Genomic DNA, 15,781 nt, shown 5'->3' with positions numbered 1-15,781 from the left:
GAGGTCGGCTTGCGCAGCAAGACGGGTGAGGGGGCCTTTCCACGCGCCGCATTTTGAACAGGCCCCCTCACCCGACCCTTCGGGTCGACCTCTCCCCCAAAGGGAGAGGTAAGCAAGCTAGGCCGCCAGATCTGCCACTACGGCATCCAGTACCGGCCAGCCGCGGTCGGTGACGCGGATATTGCCGTTGGGCAGGGTTTCGACAAAGCCGTAGCCCTTGAGCGTATCGATCTGGCGCGGCGAAATCTGGCGGCCGGAGATGGCGGTGAAGCGGGCGGGGGAGATGCCCTCCTTGAGCCGCAGGCCCATGACGAGGAATTCGTCGCCCTGCTCTTCCCAGGTCAGCACGTCGTCGACCACCATGCCGTGGCCCTTGGACGTCACCAGCTTCTGCCAGTCGAAGGGCAGTTTCTCGGCCGCCGTGGCGTGGCGCTGGTTGTTGATCATCAACCGGCCATGGGCGCCCGGACCGATGCCGGCATATTCGCCATAGCGCCAATAGAGCATGTTATGGCGGCTCTCCTGACCCGGGCGAGCGTGGTTGGAAATCTCGTAGGCGGGCAGGCCCGCTGCCGCGGTCAGTTCCTGGGTCAGCTCATAGAAATCGGCTGACAAATCCTCATTGGGCATGGCCAGCTTGCCGGCCTGGTGCAGGTCGAAATAGCGCGTGCCCTGCTCGATGGTCAGCTGGTAGAGGCTGATATGGCCGCGCGCCATCCAGAGCGCTTCCTTGAGCTCGTCTTCCCAGTCTTCCAGCGTCTGCTTGGGGCGGGCATAGATGAGATCGAAGCTGGAGCGCTCGAAAACCGACTGGGCGATGCGCACCGCGGCAATGGCTTCGTCCACCGTGTGGCGACGACCCAGTTCGGCCAGCGGGCCCTCGCGCAGTGACTGCACGCCGAGCGAGACGCGGTTGACCCCGGCGCTGCGATAGCCCTTGAAGCGGTCGACCTCGACGCTGGTCGGATTGGCCTCGAGCGTGATCTCGGCATTGCGATCCATCGTCCAGTGCCTGGCGATGGCGTCGATGATGCGGCCGGTCGATTGCGGGTTCATCAGGCTGGGCGTGCCGCCACCGAAAAAGATGGATTGCACCACCCGGCCCGGCGCCAGCTGGGCGGCCGTGGCGATCTCGCGCTCATAGGCGGCGACGTAGTCGATCTCGTCGAAGGGGCCGCGATGGACGTGGCTGTTGAAGTCGCAATAGGGGCACTTGGCCGCGCAGAAGGGCCAGTGCACGTAAACCCCGAACATGTCGTTGGGGTTAGAGCTCAATTTGCTGCTCCACGAACTTGGCGAAGGAGCGGGCGCGGTGGCTCAGCCCCTGCTGACCGGGCGACCAGGAATGCTTCATTGCGGGCGGCATCTGGCCGAAGGTGATGTCATAGCCGTCGGGCATGAAGACGGGGTCATAGCCATGGCCCTGCGTGCCGCGCGGCGGCCAGACCAGCGTGCCGAAGCACTGGCCGTGATAGATGACGTCGCGGCCGTCGGGATGGGCCAGGCAAAGCGTGGCGTTGAAATTGGCCCGGCGCTGGCCGGGCGAGGTGGCATTGGCGGCCTGCAGCGCATCCTCGACGCGCTTCATGGCGTGATTGAAATCGCGCGGCACGCCGGCCCAGTCGGCGGTATAGACGCCCGGATCGCCGTTGAGCGCATCGACGCAGAGCCCGGAATCGTCGCTCAGCGCCAGCATGCCGGAGGCCTGTGCAGCGGCATGCGCCTTGAGGCGCGCATTCTCGGCAAACGTGGTGCCGGTCTCTTCCGGCTCGGGCAGGCCGAGTTCGCCGGCCGACACCAGCTCCAGGCCATAGGGCTCGAACAGCTCCTGGAATTCCTTGAGCTTGCCCGCATTATGCGTGGCCAGCACTAGGCGATCACCTTCGCGGAGCCGGGCGATGCTCATTTGGACGTCCTTGGCTTGGCGTCGAGGGCGCGGGCCACATCGTGCCAAAGGGCGCAGTTTTCCGGCGAGGCGGCGCGCGGGGTCACCTGCGGCTTGGATTGCGGCTTGGCAGCGAGGCGTTTCTTGAGCCAGCCGATCATGGGACGAGCGCCGTCTGCTGCATCAGGGTCAGATCGCCGATGCCCTGCTCGGCGAGGCCCATCAGCGCATTGAGCTCGTCGCGGCTGAACGGCGCCTGCTCGGCAGTGCCCTGGATCTCCACGAACTTGCCCGAGCCGGTCATGACGAAATTGGCATCGGTATGGGCCTCGACATCCTCGAGATAATCGAGATCGAGCACGGGGGTGCCGCGATAGATGCCGCAGGAGACCGCAGCGACGGAATCGCGCAGTGCCTTGCCCTTGGTCAGCTTGCGCTCATCCATCCAGGCAATGGCGTCGGCCAGAGCCACATAGGCGCCGGTGATCGAGGCGGTGCGCGTGCCGCCATCGGCTTCGAGCACGTCGCAATCGACGGTGATCTGGTTTTCGCCCAGGAGCTGCATATCGACCACGGCGCGCAGCGAGCGGCCGATCAGGCGCTGGATTTCCTGGGTGCGGCCGGACTGCTTGCCGGCGGTGGCCTCGCGGCGGGTGCGGCTGCCGGTGGCGCGGGGCAGCATGCCATATTCGGCGGTGACCCAGCCCTGGCCCTTGCCGCGCAGCCAGCCGGGCAGGCTGGTTTCGACCGAGGCGGTGACGAGTACTTTGGTATTGCCAAACGAGACGAGGCAGGAGCCTTCCGCCTTCTGGGCGATGTTGCGCTCGATCGTTACGGCGCGCATCTGGTTGGGCTCACGTCCGGAAGGGCGCATTAAAAATCCACTGAGACATTATCGTTAACCGCCTCTTAACGCCCCACGGCCCCGCTCACAAGCCGCTGGCGCTTGGCGGGAGGCTGCAATGCGCTTAAATGAGAGGGCAAGGTTAAAGCGGACGATTTTATCGAACACCCATGGTCAAGCCGCCCGAAGACTTTTTGAGCGTGCTCAACGCCCGCAGCCAGGACATCTTCCGCAAGATTGTCGAGCGCTATCTCGAGACCGGCTCACCCGTCGGTTCGCGTGACCTGAGCCGCATGCTGCAGACCGGGCTGTCGCCAGCCTCGGTGCGCAATGTCATGGCCGATCTCGAGGATCTGGGCCTGATCGCGGCGCCCCATACCTCGGCCGGCCGAGCTCCGACGCAGGAGGGCCTGCGGTTTTTCGTCGATGCGATGCTCGAGGTCGGCGCGGTCAACGAAAGCGAGCGCAGCCAGATCGCCAAATCCATCGAAGGCCAGCATAGCGGGCAGGTCGAGGATGTGCTGACCGAGGCCAGCACATTGCTGAGCGGGCTCAGCCAGGGCGCGGGCGTCGTCATCGCCACCAAGGCCGACATGGTGCTGCGGCATATCGAATTCGTGCGGCTCGACACCACCCGCGCCATGGCGATCCTGGTGGGGCAGGACGGGCAGGTGGAAAACCGCATCATGGATGTGCCGCCGGGCCTGACGGCCTCGGCGCTGACCCAGGCGGGCAATTATCTGGCGCGCTATGTGGTGGGGCGGACCATTCCCGAGGCGCGCAAGGCCCTGGCCGAGCAGCGCAACGAACAGCGCGCCGAACTCGACGACCTGACCCAGAAGCTGGTCGATGCCGGCATTGCCACGCTGGGGCAGGCATCGCCGGCCAGCCAGCCGACCGTCATCGTGCGCGGCCGGGCCAACCTGATCAATGACGCGATGGCGAGCGACGAATTGCTGCGCATGCGGCAATTGTTCGACGAGTTGGAAAGCAAGGACGGGTTGCTCGAACTGCTCGGCGACGCGGAAAAGGCGCAGGGCGTGCGCATCTTCATCGGCTCGGAAAACAAGCTCTTTTCACTGTCGGGCTCCTCGGTCATTCTCTCGCCCTACAAGGATGCCAATGACAAGGTGGTTGGCGTTTTGGGGGTCATCGGCCCAACGCGCCTCAACTATGCGCGCATCGTGCCGGTGGTGGACTATACCGCCAATGTGATCAGCGCGATGATGGCGCGGAAGCGATGAGCGCCGTGCCATTCGCCTGCGGCACGTACGGCCGGGCCGAGCCAAGGGTTGAAATCTGCAGCGCATTGGCCGATATGCGGGGCAAAGCCAGTAATCTTTGCGGAACAGCATAATGATGAGCGACGAGAACGCCGCATCAGGCGAGACGCCTGAAGTCGAAATCCCGGCAGAGCCCGAGGTCGATCCCATCGAGGCGCTGCGCGCCGAGAATGCGGAGCTCAAGGACCGTGTGCTGCGCACCATTGCGGAGATGGAAAACCTGCGCAAGCGCACCGAGCGCGACGTCAATGACACGCGCAGCTATGCCATTGCCGGCTTTGCCCGCGACATGCTGAGCGCCACCGACGCGCTGAGCCGTGCGCTGATGGTGCTGCCGGCCGAGGCCCGTGAGAATGGCGATGCGACCACCAAGGGCCTGATCGAAGGCATTGAAATGGCCGAGCGCGAAATGCAGCGCCTCCTGGCCAAGCACGGAGTCAAGCCGATCGAGGCCGAGGGCCAGAAATTCGATCCGCACCGGCACCAGGCCATGTTCGAAGTGCCCGATCCGTCCCGTCCGGAAGGCACGGTCGTGCAGGTGGTGCAGGCCGGCTTTGCCATTGGCGACCGCGTGCTGCGCCCCGCCATGGTCGGCGTCGCCAAGGGCGGCCCGAGCCATGCCCCGGCCGACGAGGCCGTCGACAAGAGCGCCTGACATCAGGTTCAGCGTTTCACGTGAATCCCCGCGAGAGCGGGGATTTTTCGTTTTTGGGCACAAGGCCCCGCCATTCGAGCATAGCTCTCATGGCCTAGTTCGCTAAAATCGCTCCACTGGAGCGATTTTGCCTTCGGCCGCCCTAGCCCAAAATATCCTTGCTCATCATCCGCTCGACCCCTGCCTCTGCCATGTCCGTCCACGCCCTGGCGAGGCTGCCCGCATTGTCGATGGCGCGGGTGGCGTCCTCGATTACGGTCACGTCGAAGCCGCCGGCTGCGGCATCAATGGCGGTCCAGCCGACGCAGAAGTCGGTGGCCAGCCCCACCACATAGAGCCGGCCGACCTCGCGTTCGTTGAGATAGCCGGCAAGGCCGGTCAGGGTCTGGCGGTCCGCCTCCTGGAAGCCGGAATAGGAATCGATCTGCCGGTTATAGCCCTTGCGGATGATCAGCTGGCCATGGGGAATGTCGAGGTCTGCCGAGAGTGCCGCGCCATGGCTGGCCCAGACGCAGTGGTCGGGCCAGAGCACCTGCGTGCCATAGGGGAGTTCGATGGTTTCGAACGGCGCCTTGCCTTCATGCTGGCTGGCAAAGGACACATGGTCGGCCGGGTGCCAGTCCTGGGTGAAGACCACATTGGTGAACTTCCTGGCCAGCGTATTGATCAGCGGCACGATCTCGTCGCCGCCCGCGACGGCAAGGCTGCCGCCGGGCAGGAAGTCATATTGCACGTCGACGACGACCAGCACGTCGGTGGCTGCGATTTCGATGGCCATGCTCACTCCCTTACCCATTGCGCGCGCATCAGGCCGCGCACGGAATTGCCGAGGAAGATTGCCTCGGCGCCTGCAAGATCGGCAAGGGTCAAAACCTGCTCGACAGCCTTGCCCTGATCGATCAGCTCGGCCCGCAATGTGCCGGGCAGCAGGCCCGAGGACAGCGGCGGCGTCAGCAACGTGCCGTCACGCTGGATGAAGAGACTGGTGATCGAGCCTTCGGTCAATTCGTCCCGCTCGTTGCGGAACAGCACCTCGTCGACCCCGAGCGCGGCATGGGCTTGCTGGCGCGGCTCATCATAGAAGGCGCGGTTGGTGGTCTTGTGCATGAGCCACAGGCTCTGCGAATCGAGCCGCTCGGACGCCATGGCGAAGCGGAAGACGGGCGGGCTGGGCGGCAGCGGCATGGCGGTCATGGCAGGGCCGGCGGCATCCAGCGTCAGCCGCACCCGCATGCGGTCGGCGGCAAAATTCCGCGCATCCAGTGCCGCCAGGATGGAGGCGCGGTCGAAGGGCAGGCCGAAATAGCGCGCCGATTGCGCCAGCCGCTGCAGATGCCGGTCGAGCAGGGCGAAGCCTTCGGCCCGCTCCCAGAGCAGGGTTTCGATCAGCGTGACGGGCTCGGCGGGTTCGGTGAAGAATGCCATCTTGAGCAGGGCCTCGCGATATTCGTCGCCGGCCACGCTGTCGGCAACAATGCCGCCGCCAATGCCGATCTCGCCTTCGCCTGCGGCATTGATCACGGCGGTGCGGATGGCCACGTTGAGCGTCAGGTCGCCATTGGGCGAAAAGTGTCCGATGGAGCCGGTATAGAGGCCACGCGGGCCGGCCTCGACTTCATGGATGATTTCCATGGCCCGCAACTTGGGCGCCCCGGTGATCGAGCCGCAGGGGAAGAGATTGGCCAGCAGATCGGTGGTGGTGACCTCCGGCCGGCGGCGGGCGATGATGCCCGAGGTCATGGTGTGGAGCGTCCGGTAGGTTTCCACGGTGAAGAGGTCGGTGACCTTGACCGAGCCGATCTCGGCAATGCGACCGAGATCGTTACGCAGCAGGTCGACGATCATCAGGTTTTCGGCGCGGTTCTTTTCATCACCGGCAAGCGCGATGCGGCCGGCCTCGTCCTCGGCCAGGGTCCGGCCGCGCTTGAGCGTGCCCTTCATCGGGCGGGCCGCCAATGCGCCGTGACGGCTCTCAACGAACAGCTCGGGCGAGCGCGACAGGATCCACTGGCTGCCGGTATTGATCAACGCGCCATAGGCCACCGGCTGCTTGCGCACCAGCTCACGATAGAGCCCCACCGGATCGCCCTCGAGGCGGAAATCGGCCTTGAAGGTGAGGTTGACCTGATAGGTATCGCCAGCGGCGATCAGCGCCTTGATCTGGTCGAAGGCCAGGCCATAGGCCGCCTCATCCCAGCGAGGGGTGATGTCGCGCGCGGCGCCGGCCGCGTTGCCGGCGATGACCGCGAGGCGCCGGTCGACTTCCTGGGCGCTCAGCATCTGCGGTGCATCGTAGAGACCCAGCCAGAGCAGGGGCGTGGCGCTGGCCTGCGGCAGGCGATCGGCCAGCCGTTCCTCGAAAATGAAGCCCAGCTCATAGGCGAGATAGCCGGCGGCATGGAGCCCTTGCGCGGTGGCGGTCTCCAGCCGGGCCAGCGCGCGCCGCGCGTCGGCAGCGTCATAGGCCACGAGGATCTCGCGGGGCGCGGTGAACAGCAGGTTCTCGCCCTGGGGGTCGAGCGTATCGTGGAGCAGCACTGTGCCGGGGGCGAACATGGCCGCCTTCTAGATGGTTTTATATGCCGCGTCACCTTGCAGCGGCGCGGTGACATTTACCCTCGGCACGACCGCCGCTTGCCGATTGATTCCGCCGTGGTAGATAGATTGTGACCGGCAGCGGTGTCGCTGTCGGCTTCGGGAGCTTTCCATGACTTTCAATCTCAAGGGCGGCCTGGTCGCCCTGGCGCTGCTGGCCAGCGCCGTGCCTGCTGCTGCGCAGAATGTCGAATTTACGCTGATCAATGCCAGCTCGCAGTCGCTGCATTATTTCTACACCAATCCGAGCGACCAGGATGCCTGGGGCGAAGACCTGCTGGGCGAGACCGGCACGCTCGAGCCGGGCATGCAGGGCACCGTCTTCATCGGCGACGGCTCGGACCAGTGCCTCTATGACTTCCGCTTCGAGACCGGCGAGGGCGCCCTGCTCGAAGTCTATGAAGTCGATATCTGCGAGCTTGGCGAATATACGCTGACCGACTGAGTGCGTTTGGCGGGGCCAGCCAGGTGCTGGCCCCATCGGCCCGGGGCAGATTTGCCCGCGAGGCGCTTGAAGCCTTTGGGCGCCCCCCCTATATAGCCCGTAAGCCCTGACAAGGGCGCATTCCAGTGCAAGGAACCCGGCCCTTGCGGCCACGGCGCTGCTTCCCAGCGGAGGGCGCCAGTATGGGTTTGCTGAAAGAGAGGCTAGAGTAATGGCTAAAGTCATCGGTATCGATCTGGGCACCACCAATAGCTGCGTCGCAGTGATGGACGGCACCAATCCCAAGGTTATCGAAAACGCGGAAGGGGCGCGCACCACCCCCTCGATGGTCGCCTTCAGTAAGGATGGCGAGCGTCTCGTCGGCCAGCCGGCCAAGCGCCAGGCGGTCACCAATCCCGAAGGCACCCTGTTTGCGGTGAAGCGCCTGATCGGCCGCCGTTTCGACGACGCTGTCGTGGCCAAGGACAAGAACCTTGTGCCCTTCAAGATCGTCAAGGCGGACAATGGCGACGCGTGGGTGGAAGCCTCGGGTGAAAAGTATTCGCCGAGCCAGGTCTCGGCCATGATCCTGCAGAAGATGAAGGAAACCGCCGAATCCTATCTCGGCGAGACCGTCACGCAGGCCGTCATCACCGTTCCCGCCTATTTCAACGACAGCCAGCGCCAGGCCACCAAGGATGCGGGCAAGATTGCCGGCCTTGAAGTGCTGCGCATCATCAACGAGCCCACCGCTGCGGCGCTCGCCTATGGCCTCGACAAGAAGAATACCGGCACCATTGCGGTCTATGACTTGGGTGGCGGCACGTTCGACGTGTCGATCCTCGAGATCGGCGATGGCGTCTTCGAAGTGAAGTCCACCAATGGCGACACGTTTCTGGGTGGTGAAGACTTCGACATGCGCCTGGTCGACTACCTGGCCGACGAGTTCAAGAAGGAGCAGGGCATCGACCTGCGCTCCGACAAGCTCGCCTTGCAGCGTCTCAAGGAAGCCGCCGAAAAGGCCAAGATCGAACTCTCGAGCTCGACCCAGACCGAAATCAACCTGCCCTTCATCACTGCCGACGCATCGGGCCCCAAGCACCTGACGCTCAAGCTCAGCCGCTCCAAGCTCGAATCGCTGGTCGACGACCTGATCCAGCGCACCATCGAGCCGTGCAAGCTGGCGATGAAGGATGCCGGCATCACCGCCAGCCAGATCGACGAAGTCGTGCTGGTCGGTGGCATGAGCCGCATGCCCAAGGTGCAGGAAGTGGTGAAGCAACTGTTCGGCAAGGAGCCGCACAAGGGCGTGAACCCGGATGAAGTGGTGGCGCTCGGCGCGGCCATCCAGGCCGGCGTGCTGCAGGGCGACGTCAAGGACGTGCTGCTGCTCGACGTGACCCCGCTGAGCCTGGGCATCGAGACCCTGGGTGGCGTCTTCACCCGCCTGATCGATCGCAACACGACCATTCCGACCAAGAAGAGCCAGACCTTCTCGACCGCCGAGGACAGCCAGAGCGCCGTGACCATCCGGGTGTTCCAGGGTGAGCGCGAAATGGCCGCCAACAACAAGCTGCTGGGCAATTTCGACCTGGCCGGCATTCCGCCCGCACCGCGCGGCGTGCCGCAGATCGAAGTGACCTTCGACATCGATGCCAACGGCATCGTGCAGGTTTCGGCCAAGGACAAGGGCACCGGCAAGGAGCAGCAGATCCGCATCCAGGCTTCGGGTGGCCTCAGCGACGCCGACATCGAAAAGATGGTCAAGGAAGCCGAGCAGAACGCCGAAGCCGACAAGAAGAAGCGCGAGTCGGTCGAAGCCAAGAACCAGGGCGAAAGCCTGATCCACTCGACCGAAAAGTCGCTCAAGGAATATGGCGACAAGGTTTCGGCCGAGGACAAGACCGCCATCGAAACCGCGATCACCGAGCTCAAGGCCGTGATCGAGGGCGAGGATGGCGAGCTGATCAAGGAAAAGACCGAAGCGCTGGCGCAGGCGTCGATGAAGCTGGGCGAGGCCATGTACAAGGCCAGCCAGGCTGAAGCCGAAGCCAAGGCCAATGGCACCGACGATGATGGCGACGACGACGTGGTCGACGCCGATTTCGAAGAGGTCAAGGACGACGACGACAAGAAGTCGGCCTAAGCCCAAGCCAGTCTAGATCGAGAGGGTCCGGCGCAAGCCGGGCCCTTTTTGTTTTGCCGGCGAGCCCGACGCGCAGGGGTCATGCCGCCTGCGTCATCGCCTTGACTTCACCGCCATTCGCAAATTCCGTTATCATTCGCTAATTGCGCCGGGATGGCCTATGGTGGCCCATGAACATTCCAGACCCCCAGACCTTCACCGACCCGGACAAGCTGCGCAAACTCATGGCCAATGCCGTCCGGCTTGGCTATGACGACCTCGCCTTCGGCTGCCAGATGCGCATTGCCGAGCTCGCCGGCGCCGCCCATACCGATGCCGTCGAACGCGCCTTCTTCACCGGCCTCGTCGCCGCCGAAGAGTTCCGCACTGCCGACAATGGCCGCTCCACCAAGCTGATCAAGATCCGCTCCAAGCACAAGCGCGTCGGCGCCGTCAAAGTGCTGTCGGACATGATGATGGCCCCCGAGCTCAGCGATGGCTTTGAAAAGCTCGTTGCGCATAACCGCAGCGACCTGACCGGCGAGGCGATCGTCATCAACAATGAAGACGCCTTCAGCGTCGACGTGGTCAATGCGGCCCGCAAGAAGCTGATGGACCAGGGCGTGGCCATGGGCGAGACGGTGGCGGCTTAGCACTGAGAGCTTTTCAATAGGCTCAGCCATTCGGCCATAGGCCTCATGGCCTTCTCGCCTAAAATTGCTCCACCGGAGCAATTTTGCCCGCAGGGCCGGCGAGAAGTTTCACGTGAATCCGTATTCGGCCCTGGAGCGATCCGGGGCCTTTCCATGTCGTGGCGAGGCGTCGGAGCCGCCATGCATTCGGCTGCGGCCTTGAAATGCCCATGATTGGGCCAAATTGCGGGCCGGTTTTGGCGGTCAAACAGGTGTCACGCAAAAGCGAGGCGCCGCCATGGACGATTCCCACCAGCCTTACCCGATGGCCGCAGCTCCGTCGGATTCCATTGGCCGCCTCGCCGAACTGATCTCGGGCGATCCGGCAAACCGGCTCGACGCCGATATGAAGCATGTGCTGGACCGGCTGGGCGAGATCGGCGCACGGCCGCTGGAGATGCTGACCCCGGATGCCGCCCGGCGCCAGCCGCGCGCGGCCGAGGCCATTGCCGCCATTCTCGGCCAGCAGAGCCGCGAGCGACCCGATGACGGCGTGGCCGTCGAGGATATCGCAGTGGCCGGTGCCGATGGCGAATTGCCGGCGCGCCTCTATCGCCCGGCGGGGCTGTTGAGCCGGCTCAACCCGATGGTGCTCTATTTCCATGGCGGCGGATTCGTCACCGGCGATCTCGACAGCCATGACGCATCGGCGCGGGCGCTGGCCCGGCGGACCGGCGCCATCGTGATGTCGCTGGCTTACCGGCTGGCGCCCGAACACAAGTTTCCCGCCGCCCATGACGATGCCTGGGCGGCCTGGCGCTGGCTGGCGGACAATGCGGGCAAGCTGGCAGGCGATCCGCGCCGCCTGGCCGTGGCCGGCGAGGATGCCGGTGGCAACCTGGCCGCCTATGTCGCGCTGACGGCCCGCGATGCACGCGGCGTCCAGCCGGTGCATCAACTGCTGATCCACCCCATTGCCGGGGGTGACCTCGCCACGCCATCCTATGGCGAGATGCTGCGCGCCCGGCCCATCGGCCTGCCGGCCATGCGCTGGCGCTACCGGCATCTGTTCGAGGACGAGGCGGGATTGGCGGATAGCCGCATCGACCTCGTATCGCGCGATGATCTCGCCGGCGTGGCGCCGGCCACAGTGGTGCTGGCCGAGATCGACCCGCTGCGCTCGGAAGGCGAGGCTTTCGCGGAGGCTCTCGAGGCGGCCGGCGTGCCGGTCAATTGTTGGACCTATCATGGCGTGACCCAGGGCTTTTTCGGCCTCGGCCTCGTCGTCACCAAGGCGCTGTTTGCCCAGTCGGATGCGGCCGATGCACTGAGCAAGGCCTTCACGCCGAAGCGCCAGGGCTAGCCCCCGCCGAATCAGCAATGTTGAAGCGATTGGCCGCTCTTGCTAAGAGCGGGGCAATGGTTTTGCCGCTCGCGACCCCAGACCCCTTGCGGGCCGCGGGGTCGATTGCCATCTAGGGTGTGCTTGGGGCTCAGATTTTGCGGGGCGCGCGTGACGCGACCGGCATCGCATTGGAGACGTGGTTTTTGTCCAAACGGGATTTCTACGAGGTACTCGGCGTCCAGAAGGGCGCCGACGACGCGGCGCTCAAGAGCGCCTATCGCAAGCTCGCCATGCAGCATCACCCGGACCGCAATCCGGGTAACCATGAGGCGGAAGCCAAGTTCAAGGAAATCAACGAGGCCTATGACGCGCTCAAGGACGGCCAGAAGCGCGCCGCCTATGACCGCTTCGGCCACGCCGCCTTCGAGAATGGCGGCGGGCGCGGCGGCGCCGGTGGCTTCGGCCCCGAATTCACCTCCTCCATGTCCGACATCTTCGACGATATTTTCGGCGACTTCATGGGCGGCGGCCGGCGCGGCGGTGGCGGCGCGGCCAAGCTGCGCGGCAGCGACCTGCGCTACAACCTCGAAATCAGCCTCGAGGAGAGCTTTGAAGGCCGCACCGTCGAGATCGACGTGCCGACCCTGGTGGGCTGCACCACCTGCGACGGAGCCGGCGCCAAGCCGGGCACCGGCACCCATACCTGCCGGCAGTGCAATGGCCACGGCAAGGTGCGCGCGGCGCAGGGCTTTTTCACCATCGAACGCACCTGCCCGGTCTGCCAGGGCCGCGGCCAGATGATGGACCAGCCCTGCACCGATTGCGGCGGCCAGGGGCGCCGGCAGGAAAACCGCAAGCTTTCCGTCGACATTCCCAAGGGTATCGAGGACGGCACCCGTATCCGGCTGGCCAATGAGGGCGAGGCCGGCCTGCGGGGGGGGCCGCCGGGCGATCTTTATATCTTCATCTCGATCCGCCCGCATGAGCTGTTCCAGCGCGACGGGGCCGATCTCTATGCCCGCGTGCCCATTGCCATGACCACCGCGGCGCTGGGCGGCGAATTCGAAGTGCCGACGCTCGACAATGCCCGGGCCAAGGTCAAGGTCGCGGCCGGAACCCAGCCGGGCCAGCGCGTCCGCCTCAAGGGCAAGGGCATGCCGGTGCTGCGCAGCAAGGATGTCGGCGATCTCTATGTGCAGCTCGATATCGAGACGCCGCAGGCCCTGAGCCGGCGCCAGCGCGAGCTGCTCGAGGAATTCGCCAAGCTCGAAACGCAGGAGACCAGCCCGACCTCGGGCGGCTTCTTCGACAAGCTCAAGAAAATGTTCGAGGCTTGAGACCGTGAAAGTCGCCCCGGTGGGCGATTCTAGGTCCCAAGGCCATGAGGGCTGAGCCCGAATGGCACGAATAGGCTGGCTGTGAGGCGACATGATCGACATCGCATTGGCGTTCGATGACGGCTTCTGGGCGCCGGCCTATGCCAGCATGCGGTCGGTGTGCCTGACCACCAAGCATCCCGAACGGCTCCGCTTCCACCTGCTGACGCTCGGCCTCTCGGCGGAGCACCGGGCGGCCATCGATTCCATCGGCACCGACCATGGCGCCGCGCTGAACCACATCGCGCTGGATGACCAGGGCCTCTTCGGCGACCGCATCGCCAGCTTCCCGACGATCCGCATGCGGCGCTTCCGGCCCGTCATCTATGCCCGCCTGTTCATGGGTGAGCTGCTGCCGGCCGACATCGAGCGGGTGCTCTATCTCGACAGCGACATTTTCGTGCGCAGCCCGATCGAGCAACTGTTCCATATCGATATGGGCGGCAAGGCGATTGCCGCGGCCCTGCAGCCGGACCGGCTGCATTGCATTTCCGGCACCGACCTGCGGACCCGCAATGCCTTTTCCATGGCCGAGCCCTATTTCAACTCCGGCGTCATGCTCATCGACATGGCGCAGTATCGCGGCGTCGACTTTGCCGCGATGCTGCGGGACAGCCTGCCGCAGTCGGAAATCGACATGTTCTACTACGACCAGGACATCATCAATTTCGCCTTCAAGGGCCGGATCCTCGAGCTGGGCTATCGCTGGAACCTGCAGAATCCCGAGCCGGCGCACGAGATCCTCGATCCGCATATCCTGCACTATTCGGCCAATCCCAAGCCCTGGTTCATCTGGTCGCGCGTCGCCTTCAAGCGGACCTATCGGCACCTGATGACCAACCGGTACTTCTACCAGTACCGGCGCGAGCGGATGGCGGGCCTGCTCCGGCGCTGGCTGCGGCTGGCCTGAAACCGTCAGCTGGCGGGGATCAGGCTGACGTCCATCCAGAAGAATTCCCAGATATGGCCGTCCAGGTCGGCAAAGGCGCGGGCATACATGAAGCCGTGATCCTGCGCGGGGCGCGGTTCGGTGGCGCCGGCCGCAAGGGCCTTGTCGACGATCTCGTCGACCGCGGCGCGGTTCTCGCGCGAAATGGCGTAGAGCGCCTGTGTCCCCTGCCTGGCATCGGCCATCGGCAGGGTGATGAATTCGGCAAACTTCTCCCGCGTCAGCAGCATGAAATAGATTGTCTCGTCGATCACCAGGGCGGCGCCCGCCTCATTGGTGAACTGGGCATCGAAGCTGAAGCCGAGCGCGCTGAAAAACGCCTTGGCTTCATCCAGGTTGGCGACGGGCAGATTGACGAAGATGGATGTGGGCATGTCCGGCTCCCATTACTTAAGTTATGACTTAACAATAAGGCGGCTCGGCAGAAGTGTCAACGGGCGCGGATTCTCCGGCTTGCGCCCCCTGCCGAGGCATCGCAGATTGGGCAGGACAATCAGGACCCTGCCCATATGACCACTGCCCTCACGCTCTCCGGCTCCATCCGACAGGGTTCGCAAAATCAGCGCCTGCAGGCGCATATGGGCCGCAAGCTCGAGGCCGCCGGCGTTGCGGTCAACGCCATCAGCCTCGGCGATTTCGACATGCCGATCTATAACGAAGACCTCGAACCCGATCAGGTGCCCGAAGCGGCGGCGCGGCTGGCCGAGCTCTGGCGCAGCCACGACATCGTCTTCATCGCCAGCCCGGAATATAATGGCGGCGTCACCCCGCTCATGGTCAATACCATCACCTGGCTCAGCCGCCAGAAGCCGAGCGTTTTCCGCCACGCGATCTTCGGCATTGGCGGGGTCAGCTCGGGCAAGTACGGCACCATCTGGGCGCTGAGCCATCTGCGCGACACGCTGTCGAAAATGGGGGCACTGGTCGTGCCCACCCTGCTCGGCATCGGCCCGGCGGAGCAGGCCTTCGACGAAAAGGGCGACTTTGTCGAGCCCGCCATCATCCGCAAGGTGGATTCGATGGTGCATGAACTGATCCATTTCAGCCGCGGGTGACCATCGATGCGGGCGCTCTATGTCACTCATCCGCAGGTGCAGATCGACGCCAATGTGCCGGTGCCGCTCTGGGGGCTCAATGGCGAGGGGCGGCGCCGGGCGCTGGACTTTGCCGCGCGGGGCGTGGTGCCGACCGGCAGCATGATCTTTTCCAGCCGTGAGACCAAGGCCATGCAGCTGGCCGATATCCTGGCGGAGGCGGCGGGCAGCCTGGTGCTGAGCGATCACCTGATGGGCGAAAATGATCGCAGCGCCACCGGCTTCCTGCCGCCCAACCTGTTCGAAGAGATGGCCGACCGTTTCTTCGCCGCGCCCCGCAGCAGCGCCGATGGCTGGGAGCGGGCCGTCGACGCCCAGGAGCGGATCGTCGCCACCATCAGCACTGCCATGGCCAGCGTACCGGAAGGCACGCCGGCCGTGTTCTGCGGCCATGGTGCTGTGGGCACGCTGCTCAAATGCCATGTCGGGGGAAGGCCCATCTCCCGCAGCGAGGACCAGAGCCGGCATGCCCATCGCGGCGGCGGCAATTGCTTCACCTTCGACCTCAAGCAGATGAAACTTGGTTGCGAATGGACCGCGATGGAGGATTTCGCGCCGGGCTGGTTCGGCTAGT

17 protein-coding genes are annotated in these 15,781 nt (G+C 64.8%); 10 read left to right on the top strand and 7 right to left on the bottom strand.

Features of this window, described 5'->3' with window-relative positions; translation table 11 throughout:
* Positions 1–117: 117 nt before the first annotated feature.
* From hemW to rph, 4 genes are read right to left on the bottom strand one after another with little or no spacing between them, the layout of a single operon-like run.
* Positions 118–1,275 (bottom strand): radical SAM family heme chaperone HemW, encoded by a 1,158-nt coding sequence (gene hemW, locus ACLI1C_RS20105; protein WP_411399351.1) that lies wholly within the window; start codon positions 1,273–1,275, stop codon positions 118–120.
* A complete protein-coding gene (locus tag ACLI1C_RS20100) occupies positions 1,265–1,906 on the bottom strand; it encodes a non-canonical purine NTP pyrophosphatase (RefSeq protein WP_411399350.1) in 642 nt (213 codons plus the stop codon). Before ACLI1C_RS20100 ends, hemW begins: the two co-directional genes overlap by 11 nt.
* Positions 1,903–2,046 (bottom strand): hypothetical protein, encoded by a 144-nt coding sequence (locus ACLI1C_RS20095; protein ID WP_411399349.1) that lies wholly within the window; start codon positions 2,044–2,046, stop codon positions 1,903–1,905. Before ACLI1C_RS20095 ends, ACLI1C_RS20100 begins: the two co-directional genes overlap by 4 nt.
* The gene (gene rph, locus ACLI1C_RS20090) at positions 2,043–2,759 is read right to left on the bottom strand and encodes a ribonuclease PH (RefSeq protein ID WP_411399348.1); all 717 of its coding nucleotides are present in this window, start codon (positions 2,757–2,759) and stop codon (positions 2,043–2,045) included. The genes ACLI1C_RS20095 and rph overlap by 4 nt, the downstream gene beginning before the upstream one ends.
* Positions 2,760–2,899: 140 nt before the next feature.
* On the opposite strand from rph, the gene hrcA reads away from it, so the two are divergent.
* On the top strand, positions 2,900–3,973 hold the full coding sequence (gene hrcA, locus ACLI1C_RS20085) for a heat-inducible transcriptional repressor HrcA (protein WP_411399347.1): 1,074 nt from the start codon (positions 2,900–2,902) through the stop codon (positions 3,971–3,973).
* A gap of 115 nt (positions 3,974–4,088) precedes the next feature.
* Positions 4,089–4,667 (top strand): nucleotide exchange factor GrpE, encoded by a 579-nt coding sequence (grpE, locus tag ACLI1C_RS20080; protein WP_411399398.1) that lies wholly within the window; start codon positions 4,089–4,091, stop codon positions 4,665–4,667.
* Positions 4,668–4,809: 142 nt separating this feature from the next.
* Here the strand turns inward: grpE and pncA are convergent, their stop codons facing one another.
* Both pncA and pabB read right to left on the bottom strand, forming a co-directional pair.
* Positions 4,810–5,445 (bottom strand): bifunctional nicotinamidase/pyrazinamidase, encoded by a 636-nt coding sequence (gene pncA / locus ACLI1C_RS20075; RefSeq protein WP_411399346.1) that lies wholly within the window; start codon positions 5,443–5,445, stop codon positions 4,810–4,812.
* 2 nt (positions 5,446–5,447) lie between these two features.
* Positions 5,448–7,223, bottom strand: a complete 1,776-nt coding sequence (pabB, locus tag ACLI1C_RS20070) for an aminodeoxychorismate synthase component I (RefSeq protein WP_411399345.1) — start codon at positions 7,221–7,223, stop codon at positions 5,448–5,450.
* 151 nt (positions 7,224–7,374) lie between these two features.
* Here pabB and ACLI1C_RS20065 point away from each other — a divergent pair, with 151 nt between their 5' ends.
* The 6 genes from ACLI1C_RS20065 (at position 7,375) to ACLI1C_RS20040 (ending at position 14,074) form a co-directional block, all read left to right on the top strand.
* Complete coding sequence (locus ACLI1C_RS20065) at positions 7,375–7,707, top strand: hypothetical protein (RefSeq protein WP_411399344.1); 333 nt, start codon at positions 7,375–7,377, stop codon at positions 7,705–7,707.
* A 211-nt stretch (positions 7,708–7,918) separates the two neighbouring features.
* Positions 7,919–9,832 carry a molecular chaperone DnaK gene (dnaK, locus tag ACLI1C_RS20060; protein ID WP_411399343.1) on the top strand — a complete coding sequence of 638 codons (1,914 nt, stop codon included), beginning with the start codon at positions 7,919–7,921 and terminating at the stop codon, positions 9,830–9,832.
* Positions 9,833–10,002: 170 nt separating this feature from the next.
* Positions 10,003–10,464 carry a hypothetical protein gene (locus ACLI1C_RS20055; protein WP_411399342.1) on the top strand — a complete coding sequence of 154 codons (462 nt, stop codon included), beginning with the start codon at positions 10,003–10,005 and terminating at the stop codon, positions 10,462–10,464.
* Positions 10,465–10,741: 277 nt separating this feature from the next.
* Complete coding sequence (locus ACLI1C_RS20050; protein WP_411399341.1) at positions 10,742–11,806, top strand: alpha/beta hydrolase; 1,065 nt, start codon at positions 10,742–10,744, stop codon at positions 11,804–11,806.
* Between the two features lie 185 nt (positions 11,807–11,991).
* Positions 11,992–13,125, top strand: a complete 1,134-nt coding sequence (gene dnaJ / locus ACLI1C_RS20045; RefSeq protein WP_411399340.1) for a molecular chaperone DnaJ — start codon at positions 11,992–11,994, stop codon at positions 13,123–13,125.
* 91 nt (positions 13,126–13,216) lie between these two features.
* Positions 13,217–14,074 carry a glycosyltransferase family 8 protein gene (locus ACLI1C_RS20040; RefSeq protein WP_411399339.1) on the top strand — a complete coding sequence of 286 codons (858 nt, stop codon included), beginning with the start codon at positions 13,217–13,219 and terminating at the stop codon, positions 14,072–14,074.
* A gap of 5 nt (positions 14,075–14,079) precedes the next feature.
* On the opposite strand, the gene ACLI1C_RS20035 is transcribed toward ACLI1C_RS20040, so the two are convergent.
* A complete protein-coding gene (locus ACLI1C_RS20035; protein WP_411399338.1) occupies positions 14,080–14,487 on the bottom strand; it encodes a VOC family protein in 408 nt (135 codons plus the stop codon).
* Between the two features lie 135 nt (positions 14,488–14,622).
* Here ACLI1C_RS20035 and ACLI1C_RS20030 point away from each other — a divergent pair, with 135 nt between their 5' ends.
* Together ACLI1C_RS20030 and ACLI1C_RS20025 are read left to right on the top strand one after the other, a co-directional pair.
* Positions 14,623–15,168: an NADPH-dependent FMN reductase gene (locus tag ACLI1C_RS20030; protein ID WP_411399337.1), complete on the top strand. Its 546-nt coding sequence runs from the start codon at positions 14,623–14,625 to the stop codon at positions 15,166–15,168.
* A 6-nt stretch (positions 15,169–15,174) separates the two neighbouring features.
* A complete protein-coding gene (locus ACLI1C_RS20025) occupies positions 15,175–15,780 on the top strand; it encodes a histidine phosphatase family protein (RefSeq protein WP_411399336.1) in 606 nt (201 codons plus the stop codon).
* The last annotated feature ends 1 nt before the right edge of the window (position 15,781 follow it).

It is taken from the genome of Devosia sp. XGJD_8, from assembly GCF_046614475.1.
GTDB lineage: Bacteria > Pseudomonadota > Alphaproteobacteria > Rhizobiales > Devosiaceae > Devosia.
The sequence above is the reverse complement of the archived record's forward strand: the minus strand, read 5'-3'. Positions and strand labels throughout refer to the sequence as shown.